This window comes from Chryseobacterium nepalense, assembly GCF_023195755.1.
GTDB lineage: Bacteria > Bacteroidota > Bacteroidia > Flavobacteriales > Weeksellaceae > Chryseobacterium > Chryseobacterium nepalense.
Genome location: NZ_CP096203.1, coordinates 779,093 through 797,444, shown reverse-complemented (window position 1 = coordinate 797,444; position 18,352 = coordinate 779,093). Strand labels below are relative to the sequence as shown.

Sequence of the window (18,352 nt, the reverse complement as noted above, 5' to 3'; positions counted from 1 at the left end):
ATTATCATGGAAAATCAATGTTAAAATTCTATGCAATTCCGTATCTTTGGGAAAAATTTTTACAAAAATGATTGAGTGGAAAACCGCCAAAGAATACGAAGATATCACCTATAAAAAAAGTAATGGTGTCGCAAGAATCGCTTTCAACAGACCGGAAGTTCGCAATGCTTTCAGACCCAAAACAACATCGGAATTATACGATGCTTTTTACGATGCTTATGAAGATCCTTCGATAGGAGTTGTGCTGCTTTCGGGAGAAGGGCCAAGTCCTAAAGACGGAGGCTGGGCTTTCTGCAGCGGTGGAGATCAAAAAGCAAGAGGTCATCAGGGATATGTGGGAGAAGATGGCAGACATCGATTGAATATTCTGGAGGTTCAGCGACTGATCCGTTTTATGCCGAAAGTCGTTATTGCAGTGGTTCCGGGATGGGCTGTCGGAGGCGGACATTCTCTTCATGTAGTTTGTGATTTAACATTAGCGAGTGAAGAACACGCTATTTTCAAACAAACGGATGCTGATGTTACCAGTTTCGACGGAGGCTATGGTTCTGCATATTTGGCAAAAATGGTAGGACAGAAAAAAGCCCGTGAGATTTTCTTTTTGGGTAGAAACTATTCTGCGCAGGAAGCTTTAGAAATGGGAATGGTAAACAAAGTGGTTCCTCATGCAGAGCTGGAAGACACGGCTTACGAATGGGCACAGGAAATTTTAGCCAAATCCCCAACTTCCATCAGGATGCTGAAATTCGCCATGAACCTTACCGATGACGGAATGGTTGGTCAGCAGGTTTTTGCTGGAGAAGCAACGCGTCTTGCCTACATGACGGAAGAAGCGAAAGAAGGGAGAAATGCATTCCTTGAAAAAAGAAAACCTAATTTCGGGGAAGATCAATGGATATCTTAAACATAGGCAATTGGTAATAAGTAATGAGCAATAACGGCATTACTTATTACCAATTACTCATTACTTATAAACTATGACTGACTGGATAAAAGCCGCAAGGCTTAGAACATTGCCGCTCTCTTTAAGCGGAATTATTATGGGTGCTTTTATTGCCAAATGGAGATTGTACGGTGAAGGCGGAATATGGGACTGGAGAATTTTTGCACTCGCACTTTTAGTGACTTTATTGTATCAGGTTTTATCAAACTATGCCAATGATTACGGCGACGGGGTAAAAGGTACCGATGCGAAAAGAGTTACCGAAGCGGAATCACGCGCGGTAGCCTCAGGAAGAATAACGGCGAAACAGATGAAAAATGCAGTGATCCTGCTTTCAATTTTGTCTTTTGTGGCAACAGTTGGATTGCTTTATATAGCTTTCATCCCGGATTATATGAACGAATTTTACATTTTTATAGGCCTTGGTGTTGCTAGTATCTTAGCAGCCATTGGATATACGATTGGTAAAAAACCTTATGGTTACATGGGATTGGGAGATATTTTCGTATTTATCTTTTTCGGACTGGTCTCTGTTTGCGGAAGTTATTTTTTGTTTACAAAATCGTTCAGCTGGGATATGCTGCTTCCCGGAACGGCCATCGGAATGATGAGTATGGCAGTCCTGAATCTCAATAATATGAGGGACATCGAAAGCGATAAACTATCAGGAAAAAACAGTCTGGCTTTAAGGTTAGGGTTTAAAAACGCAATGATTTATGAAATGATCCTGTTACAGCTTCCATTAATTTTAATGTTAATGTTTTTAGCGGTGAATGGATTTTTCCAGACTCAGAATTATTATGTTTTTATCGTGATGATTCTGATGCTTCCGTTAATGAAAATCAGAAGGCAGATCATGGCTGTTAAAAACCCGCGGGAACTTGATCCGTTCTTAAAGCAGGTCGGAATTATGACGTTTATGATGGCGGTTCTTACAGCTTTAGGGCTTAATTTCTTTCATTAAATAAAAGTCGGTTTAGCATTATCGGTGTCATGCTGAACTTGTTGAAGCATCTCTAATTATAACAATTCAAAAATAAATTAAAATGAAAATACAATATCTGGGACAAAACTGTTTTTTGTTCACCTACAAAGACAAAACAATTTTATCAGATCCTTTTTACAATTACAAAAAAGCAGAATCTGGTTTTGATATTTCTGCACAGAAAATCGATTATATTTTACTGACTCATGCGCACGGGGATCATATTGCAGACGTTGAAGAGGTTTTGCAGCATCATCCTGAAGCAACGATTATAGCAGTTCCTGAAATCTGCGGATATTTTAAAAGCGCAAAAAATACGGATGATGTGAACTTAGGAGGATCGGCAAAAATCGACGATCTTAAAATTTCCATGGTTCCGGCCCATCATACAAGTTCGTTTCCTGACGGAAGCTACGGAGGGGTACCGGTAGGGTACATTTTCAGGTTACCTGAAGGCAAAAACCTATATCTTGCAGGGGATACCGGTGTGATGGCGGATATGGAGCTTTTTCCGAGATTATACGGCCATTTGGACCTTTCTATTCTTCCGGTTGGAAGTCACTACACCATGTGTCCGAGAAAAGCAGCTTTTGCAGCAGCAGAATTGTTGAAAACACCGAAAGTGATCGGATGCCATTTTGATACTTTCCCTGCCATTGAAATTAACCATGAAAGTGCGCTAAAGCATTTTGCAGATAAAAATGTTGAACTTGTTTTACCAAGATTGGGAGAGGAGTTCGAATTTTAAATAATGTTGAAAGGTAATTTGAAAATGCTGAAACTTTTGGAAACAAAAAAAGATAATCTTCAGATTACCTCTCTTCAACTTAAATCAATAAAAAATGGCAAGCTACCTAAATCACACCGCTACGACCAATTACCTTTGCTGCGTTCCCACCCTGGAGGATTCTCAGGAGCTGGTTGTTTAGGACTTGCCGTTGCAAAGATAGGAATATTTTATAAAATTAAAAGTGTTATTAAAGAAAATTAACTGCAAAAATACTTTATCAGTGCTAATTTGCTGAGATTTAGAGCAATAATTTTTCAGAAATTTTCTAAAAATTTAGATATGACGAAAAACCCTTCCACCTTAGGAATTTTATTATTTGGAGCTACGATGATTGTTTTTTTCGTAGTGTATTACTTCTTTTCAGGAGTTGAATATTTTGATATTTCATTGAAAGCCAATGCTTTCATTTTACCAATCATTTATGCAGGGACTGCGTTCTGGTCTGTAAAAACATACTGGAGTAGTCACAAAACAGTGAGCTTCAAAGATGCTTTTAAAAGAGCCTTCATCCCTATGTTTATTGGTGGGATTTTATCGATTTTCAGTATCTATGCTTTTCTGAATTTCGTAGATACCGATGCCAAAAAACTTCTGAATTATCAATATGTCACCAGACAAAAATCCGAATTGGATAAAGAATATACTTCTGCAAGAAAGATTTTAAAACATCAGAAAGATATTGATGAGCTTGATCAGAAATACAAAGAAAGGCTTCAAAGTTTTACGCCGGAGGCAGTTAAAGGTAAAGATATGCTTACCGCAAGTCATTTTTCAGGATATTTTGCAGCAATACTTATATTTTATGTAGTTTTGTCGTTGTTTTTCGGAGCATTTTTCAGAACAAGAACGATATACCAGGAAACAGAAATTAAAGAATAATTTTTTATCAGAATTAAATGAATTTATCTATAGTTATTCCGTTATTGAACGAAGAAGCTTCTCTGGAAGAGCTTTTCTCAAGAATTGATAAAGTATGCAGATCCAACAGTTTATCGTACGAGATCTGGTTTGTAGATGACGGAAGTACAGACTTGTCATGGAGCATCATTGAAAATCTCAAAGTTCAGAATCCGCAGATCCATGCCATTAAATTTTCTAAAAACTACGGAAAATCACAGGCGCTTCATGCAGCTTTTGAAAGAACAAACGGAGATGTTATTATTACCATGGATGCCGATCTTCAGGACTTTCCTGAGGAAATACCGGAATTATACTCAATGGTGATCAATGAAAATTACGATATTGTTTCAGGTTGGAAAAAGAAGCGTTTTGATAATGTAATGACGAAAAATGTACCGTCGAAATTATTCAATGCTGCAGCAAGAAAAGTTTCGGGAGTTTATCTTCATGATTTCAACTGTGGACTGAAAGCTTATAAAAAACAGGTAGTAAAAACCATTGATGTATACGGAGATATGCACCGATATATTCCTGTTTTGGCTGCCAACGCCGGGTTCAGAAGAATTACGGAAAAAGAAGTGCAGCATCAGGCAAGGCCTTACGGAACTTCAAAATTCGGAACCGAAAGATTTATCAGAGGTTTTCTGGATTTGGTAACCCTTTGGTTTGTAAGTCGTTTCGGGGGAAGACCGATGCATTTTTTTGGGGCAGTGGGAACATTAATGTTTATTGTAGGTTTCCTTTCTGCACTTTGGCTGGGTGTTTCCAAACTGATTGATGTAGCAAGAGGGATGTATGGCCATCTGATTACTGATAATCCGTGGTTTTTTATTGCTTTAACGATGATGCTGATGGGAACATTGCTTTTTATCGCGGGATTCTTAGGAGAAATGATCATCAGAACAAACAGAGAGCATAAAAATTATAATATTGATGAGGTGATTTAAGATGAATCAAAAGAGTTGTTTAAACTGTGGTCATTCAGTTTCCGATGAGTTTTGTCCTCATTGCGGACAGAAAACCGACACGGCAAGAATAACTCCCCGTTCAATTATTAAAAATGATATTTTAGGATCGATCTGGCATTTTGAAGCCCGGTTTTTCAATACTTTAAGAAATATTATATTCAGTCCCGGAAAGACGGCGATGAATTATATTGCAGGAAAAAGAATCAGATACAACAATTTTATTCCGTTGTTACTGGTTCTTTTCAGCTTTAATGTACTGGGATTGCATTATTATGAAAAATTTGCACCGGCAGAGGTTCTTGCCGAAGATTCCGAGGTTAAAGATTTCCTGTCAAAATATTCAAAAGCTATTTTATTTATTGTTATTCCGATGCTTGCAGTCAATGCATATTTTCTTTTCAGAAGAATAAAATTGAATATTGCGGAGCATTTTATCATCGGAACTGTTAGTCTTTTAGGAATTTTAACCTTATTTTTGTTGGATGATATTGTAAGTCTTATTAGTCTGTGGAAACCGGTTTCAAGGATTTTCAATAGTATCGACAGAGCCTTATTCGGTATTGCTGTTCTTTTTCCTGCTGTTACATATTGGAATGCATTTAAAAATTCATTTACAACATGGGAGCTGGCTTGGAGAGTAGCGGGATTGTATTTTCTAATGGGACTGGAAAGTTCGGTTATAGGTTTAATCTTATATGAAGTATTTTAAATAAATATGAAAGGTATTGTATATATATTCTTAGTATTATCGGTAATTTCCTGCGGAAAAGTTTCTCCAAAAGGAAATATTGAAAGAAAAAATGTGGAAGTTCCGGAATTTGTAAATCTGGATCTGGAAGGAAAGTTTCGTGTATTCTACGCAAGAGGAACTAAAAACTTTGTGGAGATTGAAACCTATCCTAATGTTGCTGATAATCTTGATGTGGATGTTGATGATAAAACATTAACGATTAAAGAAAAACGGGGGACAAAAGGAGTTGATTTTTATAATATTACCATCTATTCAAAATACAATCTTGAAAAAATTGCTATTTCAGATTCTGTAGAAATGAATATTTCAAGTGAAATTAAAACGGATAATTTTAAGCTTAATTTAAAAAATTACGCTACATTTATGGGTTCGGTAAACACAAGGAGAGCAGAAGTAGAGATGCAGAACCGAAGCAGAGCAAACTTTTTGGGGCAGACCAAAGATGCTGTTGTAAAAATCTCTGATACGGCGAGCCTGATTGCTCCTTACTGGCAAATTGAAAATCTGAATATCGAATCTAAAAACGGAAATTATGCTGAAGTCAATGTGAAAGATTCATTGAAAGGTCAGATTCAGAATACAGCGAAATTTACATATTATAACGATCCGATCCGTGCATTTAAAATTGATAAAAACGCAAAAGTGGAAAATAAAAAACTGGATTAATAGATAAGAAAAGGCTGGAAGAGAGAAGCTGGAGGATGGAAGATTAAACACACAAATAATATGATGGAAAAAATAATAGCTGATGAGTTTTAAATTTGAGAAACTAACTATTTGGCAGAAATCTATGAATTTTGGGGAATATATTTTTAAATTATCTCAAAATTTCCCAAAAGATGAATCCTTTAATTTAACATCACAAATTAGAAGGGCTTCTGATTCTATTGCTCTTAATATTTCTGAAGGAAGTATTTTACAGTCAAGATTAGAGTTTAGAAAGTTTTTAGGATACTCCATCCGCTCTTTAGCTGAAGTGGTAACCTGCTTATATAAAGCGAAAAATAGGAAATATATCTCAGAAGATGATTTTAATAAATTATATAATGAAAGCTATAATATAATGAACCAGATTATAGCATTTAGAAATAGGATAAAAGAATAATAATTAGCTGGAAGTTTGAAGCTGGAAGACTTCCTTGCTTCCATCTTCAAACTTCCGGCCCAAAAATACACGAAATACAAATATGACAACATTAGAAAAAGCAAAACTTTGGTTACACGAGTCATTTGATGAAGAAACAAGAAGTGCCGTACAATTATTAATTGAGGGTAATTCGCCGGACCTGGAAGATTCTTTTTACAGAGAGTTAGAATTCGGAACAGGTGGAATGAGAGGTGTTATGGGCGTTGGAACCAATCGTTTAAATAAATATACCTTAGGTCAAGCTACACAGGGACTTGCGAATTATATGTTAAAGCAGTTTCAAGGTGAAGAAATTAAAGTTGCCATTGCTTATGATGTAAGAAATAACTCCAGGGAATTTGGAAAATTAGTAGCTGATGTCTTGACGGCAAACGGAATTAAAGTATTATTATTCAAAAATCACAGGCCAACCCCGGAGCTTTCCTTTACGGTAAGAGACAGGAAATGCCACGGAGGAATTGTTTTAACGGCATCTCATAATCCGCCGGAGTACAATGGCTACAAAGTATATTGGAATGACGGTGCACAGATTGTTCCGCCACATGACGAAGCGATTATTAACGAAGTATATTCCGTAAAATTTGATGAAATTAAATTTAATGGAAATGACGATTTAATCGAATGGATCGGAGAGGAGCAGGATGATGTCTACATTGATGCATGCATCAAAAATTCTACATATCAGAATGTGGGAAAAGAAAACCTGAATATTGTTTTCACATCCATTCACGGGACAACGTATACCACTGTTCCTAAGGCTTTAGAAAGAGCAGGTTTCAAAAAGATTGACCTGGTAAAAGAACAGATGATCCCAAGCGGAAATTTCCCAACGGTAGATTCTCCCAATCCTGAAGAACCGGCAGCGCTGGAAATGGCAATGGATCTTGCTAAAATTACCAATGCTGATATCGTAATCGGAACAGATCCGGATGGCGATCGATTGGGAATTGCCGTAAGAAACCTTGATGGAGAAATCGAGCTTTTGAACGGAAATCAAACCAATACTATCCTGACTTATTATATTTTAAATGAATGGAGAAAGCAGGAAAGAATTACCGGGAAAGAATTCATAGGGTCTACTATCGTAACCTCTGATATTTTCTTTGATATTGCACAGAAATTCGGGGTTGACTGTAAAGTTGGTTTAACCGGATTCAAATGGATCGGAAAAATGATCCGTGATTTTGAAGGCCAGGAAAAATTCATTTGCGGCGGAGAAGAAAGCTTCGGATTTATGACAGGAGATTTTGTGCGTGATAAAGATTCTTGCGGAAGTATTGTTTTAGCTTGCGAAATCGCAGCATGGTGTAAAGCGAACGGAAGAACGATGTATCAATATCTTATTGAAATTTATCAGGAAACCGGAATGTATTATGAAGGTTTGGTAAATCTTGTAAGAAAAGGAAGAGACGGAGCAGAAGAAATTCAGAATATGATGAAGAACTTCCGTGAAAACCCGCCAAAATCATTAGCAGGATCGCCGGTAGAAGAAGTAAAAGACTTTAAAGAACAAACGAATTTCATCGTTTCAAAGAATGAGAAAAAAGTAATGGACGACATTCCAAAGTCGAATGTATTGATTTATTACACTCAGGACGGGACTAAAGTTTGTGTAAGACCTTCCGGAACGGAACCTAAGATCAAGTTTTACATATCGGTAAAAGATGATATTGCTTCTGAAGCGGATTTCAGGGATAAATTAAAATCTCTGGAAGCTAAAATTCAGGAGGTAAAAAGAGATTTACAACTCAATTAAATATAGCAATGTATCAATCTAGCAGTTTACCAATTAAAATATGGTTAAACTGTTACAGAAGTATATTGTTAAATTATTATATTAAATAAATTTAAATTAAATAAAGTGAAAGTTTCAAAATTAGCGGCGAACCTGATCGGTTCTGAAATTGTAAAAATTGGTAATGAAGTAAACGATTTAAAGGCAAAAGGAGCGGAGATTGCCAACCTGACGATTGGTGACCTTAATTCTAATATTTATCCCATTCCTGCCAAATTAAAGGAGGAAATTCAGAAAGCGTATCAGAATAATCTGACAAATTATCCGCCTGCTAACGGACTTTTATCTTTAAGAAAAGAAGTTTCAAAAGATTTAAAAACAAGATGGAACCTGGATTATTCTCCAAACGATATTCTGATCACAGCTGGTTCAAGACCTTTGATCTATGCTGTATACAAAACTATCGTAGACGAAGGAGACAAAGTAGTTTACCCAATTCCTTCTTGGAACAATAATCATTATGCATACCTTACTTCAGCTGATGCAATAGAAGTAAAAACAACTCCTGAAAATAATTTTCTTCCTACGGCAGACGATTTAAGGCCGCATCTTGAAGGCGCCGTTCTGCTGGCTCTCTGTTCACCACTGAATCCTACGGGAACGATGTTTACTAAAGATCAGCTTTCAGAAATCTGCGAATTGGTTTTAGTGGAAAACAAAAAAAGAGGGGATGATGAAAAACCATTATACTTAATGTATGATCAGATCTACTCTAACCTTACTTTCGGTGCAGAGCATGTAGATCCGGTTTCTCTTTTCCCGGAAATGAAAGAATATACAGTGTACATCGACGGTATTTCAAAATGTCTTGCCGCTACGGGAGTTCGTGTAGGATGGGGGTTCGGGCCGGCTCATATCATGGACAAAATGAAAGCGCTTCTTACACATGTAGGAGCTTGGGCGCCAAAACCTGAACAGGAAGCTACCGCAAAATATTATGAAAACCCTGATGATGTAAATGCTTTTGTTGAAGATTTTAAAGGAAAGTTAGAAGCTAGCCTGAAAGTTCTGCATGCAGGAATCCAGGATCTGAAAGGTAAAGGATTAACTGTTGACAGCATCGAGCCGATGGGCGCGCTTTATCTTACCATTAAATTAGATTACATCGGAAAAACAAAACCGGACGGAACAGTGATTGAAAACTCTTCTGATCTTGTTTTCTATCTTATTAATGAAGCAGGAGTTGCGCTGGTTCCTTTCTCTGCTTTCGGAGAAGATAAGTCTGAGCCTTGGTTCAGAGCTTCTGTAGGAGGTTTGGCTATCGACGAAATTGAAGTCATGATGCCGAAACTGGAAAGAGCTTTGAACGATTTGAAATAGTTTAAAATATATGCTTCGATAAGCCCGGCATGACAACTCTAAGACTAATTATGCAGTATTGGCAGCTTTTTTTTAGAGATGTCACGCTGAGCGGAGTCGAAGTGTTTTTTAAATGTAATATTTCTATGCATAAAAAATGAAAATTCCTTCAAAGAACTTTCTTGAAACCAAACTGTTGAGTTTATGTACTTTGACAGTTATTGTTGTAGTTGTTTTAAGTATCTGGTTGTCGGGATTATCTTATCAAAGGACTTTATTACAGAATTTTGTTTTTTCAACTTCAATTTTGGGAGTTGCATTTTTCCTTTTCATCAGTTTAGGTTTATATTATGGGCTTAAATTAAAGGAAAATGTTGGAAATATATTAAACAGAGAACGAGTAAAGAAGGCTGCAGACAAAATGCCTTTACTTGATAGTTTTAATTTTGATCCCCCCACTGTTGGTGATGGTATCGGAAGTATTATCCTTTCAATTATTTTGTGGTTCGTAATAGCAGTTCTTTTTACTTTTCTGCTTTATTTTTTAGGTGTTTTCTTTTGGGTAATGATTTTATTATTTGCAGCCATGCTGTACTGGATCTTTTTCCGGGCTTTACGGTTGGTATTTAAAAAATCACGATACTGTAAGGGAAATTTAATAAAAAGCTTTGGATTTGGGATAATTTACACCTTCTTGTATCTATTCTGGATTTACGGAATCATTTTTCTGGTTAATTATTTAAATTAAATTTACATCAAAAAATATAAAATGAAAATCATCGCAGTTATCCCCGCACGTTATGAAGCAAGCCGTTTTCCGGCAAAACTGATGCAGATGTTAGGAGAAAAAACCGTTATCACAACAACGTATCAGAATGTGGTGGAAACGGGTTTATTTGATGAAGTTTTTGTAGCAACGGATTCCGAAATTATTTTTAATGAAATTTCTAATAACGGCGGAAAAGCAGTGATGACAGGGCAGCATGAAACCGGAAGCGACCGTATTGCGGAAGCGGTACAAAATATTGATTGCGATATCGTGATCAATGTTCAGGGAGATGAACCATTTTTAAAACTTGAACCTTTACAACAGCTCATCGAAGTCTTTCATCACGACGAAAATCAGGAGATTTCTTTAGCTTCCCTAAAAATAAAGCTTCATGAAAAAGAAGAAATTGAAAATCCGAATAATGTAAAAGTAATTACCGATAACAACGGTTTTGCGCTGTATTTCAGTCGCTCTGTGATTCCTTTTCACCGCGAAACTTCCTATCATGTTGAGTATTTTAAGCACATTGGTGTTTACGCTTTCAGAAAGCATGCTTTGATTCAGTTTTCAAAACTGGAAATGAAGCCCCTGGAAATTTCGGAAAAAATAGAATGCATCCGTTATCTTGAATATGGCATGAAAATCAAGATGATAGAGACCAATTTTGTAGGAGTAGGAATTGATACACCTGAAGATCTTGAAAAAGCAAGAAAGTTAATTTGAGAATTTTTTTAAATAGATAATTTGAAAATATGATGTCAGTTTTTGTATTTTCATATCGCTTCATTTTCAGATTTTCAAATTAAAAAAGCCTTATATTTGGCGTGATAAAATGAAATTAATGAAAAAGTTACTCTTAGTATTCGTCCTGATATTTTCGCATTCAATTGTTGCCCAGACTGCAAAGGATATTATTGATAAAAATATAGAATTATCCGGAGGATTAACCAATTGGAAACTTTTAAATTCCATATTACTTCAGGGAAAAGTGATTTTAGGCGTGAGAGATGAATACCCGATCAAAATCTATCAGCAGCGTCCCAATCTTACGAAAACGGTTATCACCATCGGAGGGAAAGATACTGCCATTGAAGGGTATGATGGAAAAAAAGGATATGCTATGAACTATGCAACCAATAAAGTTCAGGAATACCCGGATTACAGCCCCGAAAGTTTTGACAATGACTTTATCGACTGGGAAAGCAAAGGTTTTGACGCTAAATATTTAGGAAAGGAAAAAATTGGAAATATTTACTGTCATAAAGTTGAATTAACGAAAAATGTTAATGTAAACGTCTACTACTTTGATGCGAAAAGCTATATGCTTGTAAAAGAAGTAAAAAAAGATGAAACTTTATTGTACTCAGATTATAAAAAGGTAGGAAATTTGTTGTTGCCTTTCAGGATAGAATCATCAAGTGCAAAAAAAGACGGTGACTATGTAATGTTGATCAACAGAGTTGATATCAATAAAGTATTTCCGGACAATACATTCAAATTTTAATCAAATAATAAAATGGAGTTATGAAAAAGTTATTTTTAATGTTTCTTTCGGTAGTTGCATTTTTCAACAGCTGTGCTCAGAAAAAAAGTGAAGAATCTAAAGCCAAAACCAATCAACTTATGGGAAAATCAATATATGATTTCAAGGTAGATGCCCTGGAAGAAGGAAAGCAGATCAACTTTGCAGATTTCAAAGGAAAGAAAATTCTTATCGTGAATACGGCATCAGAGTGCGGATTTACACCGCAATATGCTGATCTCGAAAAAGTTTCGCAGGAATATAAAGACAAATTGGTGGTAGTAGGATTTCCGGCCAATAATTTCGGAGGGCAGGAACCGGGAACCAATAAGGAAATCGGTGCTTTCTGCCAGAAAAATTACGGGGTTACTTTCCCGATGGCTGCAAAAGTTTCCGTAAAAGGTGATGATACGGCACCAATCTTTAAATATTTAACTGAAAAAGATCTAAATGGAGTAAAAAATACTACGATTCTCTGGAATTTTACAAAATTCTTAATTGATGAAAACGGAAAACTGATTGATTCATTTGTAAGTACTACGAAGCCTACTGATGAAGCAATTACGAAGTATTTGAAATAAATATCAAAAAATATCGTTATTGAGTGGATTTTTATCCACTTTTTTAATTTTAAACCATGAAAAAACTAGTGATCATTTTTATCCTGATATTTTCCATAAAAGGATTCTCCCAGAATTCTTATTTTTTAGGAAAAACGAATTATTGCACACCGGAAAAAGCAGATTCAAAACAAATATTTGAAGGCGCAATAACTGCTCTTAATTTTTCCAAACTCTATCTTCCAACAACAATGGCTTTATTCAAAACGGCAAAAGAAGATCCTAAATATTGTGATGTTTTTTTCTTGCAGGATATTATGCCAGACTGCAAAATCTGCACAAGGAAGCTTTGGTTTTATATTATGTAGCGGACAGCCTTGCCCAAAATAAAGCTCCGATATTTAAGCAAAATCTTGCCATACAGTTTATGAGATTCGGAAAAGTTGATAAAGCGCGTGAGAAGTACGAGGAAATGGTAAAATATTTTCCGGATAATCCTGAAGGCTATTATGGAATCGGGAACACCTCCATTGTAATAGGAGATTACGACAAAGGCCTGGAAAATCTTAAGCAGGCAGAGGAAATATATAAAAGATCCGGGAAGGTTAAAGATGATGTAGTCTATATGTATGGAATGCTGTATGCCATGAAAGAAGATTATGAAGCTGGACTTCCGTATCTGGAAGACGCCTATGGTACTTATAAAAATGATGAAGGATATCTTTCGCTGTATTCCCTCTCATTAATAAAAATTGGGAAAAGCAGAAATGACGAAAAGATGATTAAGAAAGCCAATAAGATGTATAATAAAATAAAGAACAAAGAAGGTGTTCCGGACATCAAAAAAAAGTTGGCTGCCGAGTTCAGTTAGAAAATTATAATATATCAATACATACAGTGTAACAATGTACCCATTCAAATCCGGACGTTGTTACACTGTCTTTTTTATATCTATCATCTATCACTTCTCGGCAAAACAGAAAATATTTCCCAGTTTTATGCTGGAATAGCCGTTGCTTTTTATTTTTGAAGAATTAATCATCGCCTTTGCTAAAATATCTGTTGGCAACGGTTTCTGGCTTTCTAAAAGTCCTAATTTATTCGCAAATTTGATAATCCTGCTCCCAAGAACTTCCCCCGTTCTGTCGGAGTCCTTCCGTTCCAGCATTCCAGGTTTAAAGATGGTGATTTTTTCAAAATGTAATTTTTTAACAGCCTCTTCAAGCTCTCCTTTCATTCGGGAATAAAATATTTTGGATTTCGGATTGGCACCGTATGCAGAAACCAGAATATAATCTTCCACGTTGTTTTCTTTGGCAGCTTTGGCAAATTCATATTGATATTCGAAATCTACTTTCCTCTGTGCTTCTTTGCTTCCGGCTGCTTTTAAGGTTGTTCCCAGGCAGGAAAAAGCAACATCACCTTTTACTTTATCTTTCCATTCTTCCGGATGATCAAAATTAACTACCTGTATTTTTAGCTTATCATTTTGAATATCAAACGGTTTTCTCACGAAAATTGTAATTTCCTCAAAATCTTTGTCTGTAAGCAACTGGTTGACCAAGTCTTTTCCGGTAGCGCCCGTAGCACCAATGATTAAAGCTTTCATAATAATCTTTTTGTGAATTGTTGTTTGCTTCTTAAATTTACTAAATTTGGAACAATAAACAATTAGATAAAATAAACTTTAGATAAGATCATTAATCAATCATCATTAATCTTTAATAAAAATTACTCATTACCAATTACTTTATTACACATAAACCATGGATGCTAACGAAATTTTAGAGTACTGCAATGCTAAAAAAAGTGTTACTGAAAGTTTTCCTTTTGATAACGAAACACTTGTCCTTAAAGTTGGCGGAAAAATGTTTCTTTTAATGTCTTTAGAAAGACAGCCGTTGCAAATCGCCGTAAAAACGGATCCTGAATGGAGTACAGAACTTCGCGAGCAATATCCGCAGATTACCGGTGCCTATCACATGAACAAAACCCACTGGAACTCCGTTGAGATCAACGGACTGAAGAGAGAGCTTATCCTTCAGCTTATTGATCATTCCTACGAACTTGTTTTTAAATCTTTAACCAGAAAAATTCAGAATACAATACTTAATTCCTAAATAAAACTAATCCGAACATGAGGAAAATACTAATTTCCGCGGTCTACTTTTTGTCCGTTGGTGCATTTGCACAATCTAAAGAACAGTCTAAAACCTGGGAACTTTTGCTAAACAATAAAAGAGTAGAAGCACGAAACTTTTATGATAAAAATTTAAAAAATAATACAACAAAAGACTTTGAAAATCTCTTTCTCGACGCAATGATTGATGAAGAAATGGGACAGATGATTTTTGATGAAACATTCATTAAAAATTTTGCCGATTTTAAGCTGGATGATTCTTATTTATACCCGATATTAAAAAAAACATTTCTTTTGGCAGATTATGAAAACTCGGGATTTGATGATAACTCATACAAAAAGGTTGATTTCTTGGCACAGCATCCGTTATATGGAGAAAATGTATCGGTTATTGAATTTAAAGCGACACTAGACCGAATCAGGAATAACTACAAAAGTGCCGACGATTTTTTGTCTAAAATTAAACGCATTGATCAATGGCAGTATGCAGGTGTATTTGAAAACCTTAACGGAAGCGGACTTTACAATGAATATGAACCTGAAAATATTGCCAAAAGCGACAAGCTCTTCAATGCCAACAGTTTCGGATATGTAGGCTGGTATAACAGAAAATTTCCATCTAACGACGGTTTTGAATTTTTCATCAATGAAACGGAATATGGCAGAGGGATCATGTATGCCCAAAGTTTCATCGAAAATCCGGTTGAAAGAAAAATTCTACTGGAAGTAGATACCAATGCAGAATTCCGGTTGTTTTTGAATGATACGGAAATCCTGGCAAGCACAACAGATGGCTATACAAATCTGGGATCACATCTGGTGGAAGTTTCATTACCAAAGGGGATGAACAGGCTTCTGCTGAAGTTTGATGTGAAAGATGCTAAAACTGCCTTTATGGTGGTGCCGTATGATACCAATTATCAGAAGATCTCTGACCTGAAGTATTTTGATACGTATAAAGCATATCAGAAAACTTCCCCTGCACAATTACAGGCAAAAGAACTTCCCCTGAAGTTTGAAAGACTGTTAAAAGGAAAAGTCGCTGAGAATCCGGATAGTTTTTTCTATAAATATTTACTGGCCGCAGGTTATCTTAACAATTTCCAGAACGATCAGGCAAAAGAAATTATTGACCAGATGATGAAAAGCTATCCCAAATCATCGATAGTACAGAGTCTTCTGGCCTCCTATTACAACAACCTTGAGGATAAAGAAAAGGTCAACGAAATATACAAAAACATAGAGATTAACGATTCTGAATATTTTCTCGTGCCGCTTCTGAAAATGATGGATGGAGATAAATTCCAGAATATGTCTATTCAGGAACTTGAAAAATACAGGAATATTTTAAACAAAACCAAAGCTAAATCTATAGGTGGTTTTTTTGATGTAGTTATCGCAATGCGAAACAGGGATATGGAAAAAGCCAAGTCGCACATTGCGAATCTTAAAAAAGATTTTGCCAACAACGAAAGGTTCTTCAGTATTTTTACCACATTGGAAGATATGGATAAAAAAGATCAGAGTTCTACCATCAAAAAATTTGAAGATGTATATGCACAGAAGAGCAGTCCTGATATTATGAACACGCTTTACAGCTTGTACCAGAAATCAAACCGCGTAGAAGATCAGAAAAAAATTCTTAAAAAATATATGGAATTATATCCTTCCGTAAATTCTTTCAGAGTCCAGTACCTGAACCTTCTCGACGAAAATGTTCAGAACCCTGAATACGGAACCGGACTTGAAGATGCTTTGGCCAATTTCCCATATTCTTACTCGCTGCTGGCTGCTAAAGCAGAATATCTGGCAAAACTGAACAAAAAAACAGAAGCTGTACAATTTGCCAAACTTTCTCTTTCTCATAATACGGACAATGAGCAGATGCACAAACTTTTAAGAGATCTTGACCATACAGAAGATGAAATTGATAAAGTAGGCATCAAAGATCTTTATAAGCTTGTAAGCGACCGAAGAAAGAACGCAGCTAAAGGAAAAAAAGGCGTTACAACACTCTTGGATGAGTATATTGTAAATGTTTATGATGAAGGAGGCTTTAAGAAAAGAAGCACATACGCTTATGAAATTACTTCCGAGAACGGAATCGAAGAACTGAAGGAATACGGAATCGATTATTATGATGATGTCATCAAAGCAGAAATCGTAAAGCCGGACGGAAGTATTATTCCGGGAGAAAGATCATCGGAAAAGATTGTATTTACCAATCTTGCCGTGGGAGATGTCATTCTTATCCAGATAGAAAGTTTAGAAAGAAAGAGCGGAAGATTTTATAAAGATTTTAATGTAAGCTCTTATTTTAATTCGCAATATCCCGTTGTAGAATCTGTCTTCACCGTTATAACGCCGGAAAATCTAAATTATCAGGTTAAATGCAATAATAAAGAAGTAGTGTCTGCGAAGAAGAAAGCAGATGGGAAATTATACCAGACCTGGAAACTTAATAATCTGGAAGAAGTGAATTTTGATGAATATTTCGGACCGACCTTTTATGATACAACCATTTCCGTAACGGCAAATTCCATCAAAACATGGCAGGAAATTGCGACCTGGTACTCAGATCTTACAAGAAAAAGTCTTGTCTCGGATAAAGTGGTGGAAAAAGCATTTAAAGAAATTTTTCCATCAGGAATTTCAGGAATGAACGATGCAGAGAAAGCAGAAAAAATTTATAATTATATTGAAAAAAATATAACGTATAGTTCGGTAGATTTCCGCCAGAGCGGTTACATTCCTCAGAAGCCTTCTAAAACACTCAGTACAAAGCTGGGCGACTGTAAAGATCTTTCGACATTGTTTGTAATTCTTGGAAACCAGGCCGGACTTAGATCCAATCTCGTGCTGGTACAGACCAACGATAATTCCGCACAGCGTTTGCTTTTACCGAACTTAAGCTTTAATCACTGTATCGTAAAAGTAAATCTTGAAGGAAAAGAAACCTTCCTTGAAATGACGGACAAATTTCTTCCTTTTAATTCCCTTGTAAAAGGCAACTACAAAGCAAAAGGTTTGGTTATCGATACGGATAAGAATTCATCGGGAAATGCAGGTCTTATAGAAATCCCGTCTGCCAATAATGCAGAGTCAATATTTAAAACCACCAGTGAAGTTAACGTAAACGGAGATGATCAGAATTTTACCGTAAAACAATACGTAACAGGAGAATCTAAAAGTTATTACAACAATTTCTTTCAGGAATCTCAGACCGATGATTCCCGCAAGAAAAATGTAGAAGAGGAAATTGGGTCTGTTTTGGATAAAGTCATTAGTGTAAAAACCGTCAAACTTCTGGGAGGAAAAGATCTTACTTCAAAACCATTGGCATACGAAGTTCAGTTTAGTGTAAATGATAAACCGCAGTCTGTAGGCAGTCTGAAAATTATGAAAATTCCTTTCGTAACAAAGCCTTTCACAAAAGAAATTGTAGCTACGGAAAACCGGAAAACGGATATTGTGTACACAAGATATGAGAAAGAGAAAAATTATTTTGAAGAAGTTTATCTGAATATCCCGGAGACTATGAAATTTATTGAAATTCCGGAAAATAAAACATTGGCGTACAACAATTTTAAATATTCTATCAACTATGAGCTGGTAAAAAACAACAAGCTGAAAATTACCAGGATTGCTGATACACCCTGGGATAATATCAAAGCCGGGCAGTATACCGAATTTAAAAAATTCGTAGAAGAGGCTATGAATGCAGAAAACCAGATTTTAGGGTATAAATAAAAACAAAAGCTTACAAATTAATTGTAAGCTTTT

Annotated in this window: 19 protein-coding genes and 1 other RNA gene; 18 read left to right on the top strand and 2 right to left on the bottom strand. The window is 35.8% G+C overall.

All coding sequences use genetic code 11. The features are described 5' to 3' along the window. Positions 1 to 67: 67 nt before the first annotated feature. The 3 genes from M0D58_RS03375 to M0D58_RS03365 all read left to right on the top strand — a co-directional run bounded on the left by M0D58_RS03375 (position 68) and on the right by M0D58_RS03365 (position 2,676). Complete coding sequence (locus M0D58_RS03375) at positions 68 to 904, top strand: 1,4-dihydroxy-2-naphthoyl-CoA synthase (RefSeq protein ID WP_169230680.1); 837 nt, start codon at positions 68 to 70, stop codon at positions 902 to 904. A gap of 73 nt (positions 905 to 977) precedes the next feature. Beyond that, positions 978 to 1,907 carry a 1,4-dihydroxy-2-naphthoate octaprenyltransferase gene (gene menA / locus M0D58_RS03370; RefSeq protein ID WP_248393599.1) on the top strand — a complete coding sequence of 310 codons (930 nt, stop codon included), beginning with the start codon at positions 978 to 980 and terminating at the stop codon, positions 1,905 to 1,907. Positions 1,908 to 1,989: 82 nt separating this feature from the next. After that, on the top strand, positions 1,990 to 2,676 hold the full coding sequence (locus M0D58_RS03365; protein WP_248393598.1) for a metal-dependent hydrolase: 687 nt from the start codon (positions 1,990 to 1,992) through the stop codon (positions 2,674 to 2,676). Between the two features lie 92 nt (positions 2,677 to 2,768). Here the strand turns inward: M0D58_RS03365 and ffs are convergent. Continuing rightward, positions 2,769 to 2,866: signal recognition particle sRNA small type (ffs, locus tag M0D58_RS03360), an RNA gene on the bottom strand. A 131-nt stretch (positions 2,867 to 2,997) separates the two neighbouring features. Here ffs and M0D58_RS03355 point away from each other — a divergent pair. The 13 genes from M0D58_RS03355 to M0D58_RS03295 all read left to right on the top strand — a co-directional run bounded on the left by M0D58_RS03355 (position 2,998) and on the right by M0D58_RS03295 (position 13,300). Then, on the top strand, positions 2,998 to 3,597 hold the full coding sequence (locus tag M0D58_RS03355; RefSeq protein WP_248393597.1) for a DUF4199 domain-containing protein: 600 nt from the start codon (positions 2,998 to 3,000) through the stop codon (positions 3,595 to 3,597). Between the two features lie 17 nt (positions 3,598 to 3,614). Further along, complete coding sequence (locus M0D58_RS03350) at positions 3,615 to 4,565, top strand: glycosyltransferase family 2 protein (RefSeq protein WP_248393596.1); 951 nt, start codon at positions 3,615 to 3,617, stop codon at positions 4,563 to 4,565. 1 nt (position 4,566) lies between these two features. Then, entirely contained in the window at positions 4,567 to 5,295 is a 729-nt protein-coding gene (locus M0D58_RS03345) for a DUF3667 domain-containing protein (RefSeq protein ID WP_248393595.1), read from the top strand. A 6-nt stretch (positions 5,296 to 5,301) separates the two neighbouring features. Further along, positions 5,302 to 6,003: a GIN domain-containing protein gene (locus M0D58_RS03340; RefSeq protein WP_248393594.1), complete on the top strand. Its 702-nt coding sequence runs from the start codon at positions 5,302 to 5,304 to the stop codon at positions 6,001 to 6,003. A gap of 82 nt (positions 6,004 to 6,085) precedes the next feature. Then, complete coding sequence (locus tag M0D58_RS03335) at positions 6,086 to 6,442, top strand: four helix bundle protein (protein WP_248393593.1); 357 nt, start codon at positions 6,086 to 6,088, stop codon at positions 6,440 to 6,442. 82 nt (positions 6,443 to 6,524) lie between these two features. Then, a complete protein-coding gene (locus tag M0D58_RS03330) occupies positions 6,525 to 8,240 on the top strand; it encodes a phospho-sugar mutase (RefSeq protein WP_248393592.1) in 1,716 nt (571 codons plus the stop codon). A 105-nt stretch (positions 8,241 to 8,345) separates the two neighbouring features. Further along, positions 8,346 to 9,599 carry a pyridoxal phosphate-dependent aminotransferase gene (locus tag M0D58_RS03325; protein ID WP_248393591.1) on the top strand — a complete coding sequence of 418 codons (1,254 nt, stop codon included), beginning with the start codon at positions 8,346 to 8,348 and terminating at the stop codon, positions 9,597 to 9,599. Positions 9,600 to 9,735: 136 nt separating this feature from the next. Further along, entirely contained in the window at positions 9,736 to 10,326 is a 591-nt protein-coding gene (locus M0D58_RS03320; RefSeq protein ID WP_248393590.1) for a hypothetical protein, read from the top strand. 21 nt (positions 10,327 to 10,347) lie between these two features. Next, positions 10,348 to 11,070 carry a 3-deoxy-manno-octulosonate cytidylyltransferase gene (gene kdsB, locus M0D58_RS03315; RefSeq protein ID WP_248393589.1) on the top strand — a complete coding sequence of 241 codons (723 nt, stop codon included), beginning with the start codon at positions 10,348 to 10,350 and terminating at the stop codon, positions 11,068 to 11,070. A 118-nt stretch (positions 11,071 to 11,188) separates the two neighbouring features. Continuing rightward, entirely contained in the window at positions 11,189 to 11,851 is a 663-nt protein-coding gene (locus M0D58_RS03310; RefSeq protein ID WP_248393588.1) for an outer membrane lipoprotein-sorting protein, read from the top strand. A 20-nt stretch (positions 11,852 to 11,871) separates the two neighbouring features. After that, positions 11,872 to 12,450 (top strand): glutathione peroxidase, encoded by a 579-nt coding sequence (locus M0D58_RS03305; RefSeq protein ID WP_248393587.1) that lies wholly within the window; start codon positions 11,872 to 11,874, stop codon positions 12,448 to 12,450. Between the two features lie 56 nt (positions 12,451 to 12,506). Continuing rightward, the gene (locus M0D58_RS03300; RefSeq protein WP_248393586.1) at positions 12,507 to 12,797 is read left to right on the top strand and encodes a hypothetical protein; all 291 of its coding nucleotides are present in this window, start codon (positions 12,507 to 12,509) and stop codon (positions 12,795 to 12,797) included. After that, positions 12,779 to 13,300 (top strand): tetratricopeptide repeat protein, encoded by a 522-nt coding sequence (locus tag M0D58_RS03295; protein WP_248393585.1) that lies wholly within the window; start codon positions 12,779 to 12,781, stop codon positions 13,298 to 13,300. Before M0D58_RS03300 ends, M0D58_RS03295 begins: the two co-directional genes overlap by 19 nt. 90 nt (positions 13,301 to 13,390) lie before the next feature. Here M0D58_RS03295 and M0D58_RS03290 read toward each other — a convergent pair whose 3' ends face one another. Then, positions 13,391 to 14,038: an NAD(P)H-binding protein gene (locus tag M0D58_RS03290; RefSeq protein ID WP_248393584.1), complete on the bottom strand. Its 648-nt coding sequence runs from the start codon at positions 14,036 to 14,038 to the stop codon at positions 13,391 to 13,393. 157 nt (positions 14,039 to 14,195) lie between these two features. On the opposite strand from M0D58_RS03290, the gene M0D58_RS03285 reads away from it, so the two are divergent. Next, positions 14,196 to 14,549, top strand: coding sequence for an MmcQ/YjbR family DNA-binding protein (locus tag M0D58_RS03285; protein ID WP_248393583.1), 354 nt, complete (start codon positions 14,196 to 14,198; stop codon positions 14,547 to 14,549). A gap of 17 nt (positions 14,550 to 14,566) precedes the next feature. Next, positions 14,567 to 18,319 carry a transglutaminase domain-containing protein gene (locus M0D58_RS03280; RefSeq protein ID WP_248393582.1) on the top strand — a complete coding sequence of 1,251 codons (3,753 nt, stop codon included), beginning with the start codon at positions 14,567 to 14,569 and terminating at the stop codon, positions 18,317 to 18,319. Positions 18,320 to 18,352 lie beyond the last annotated feature (33 nt).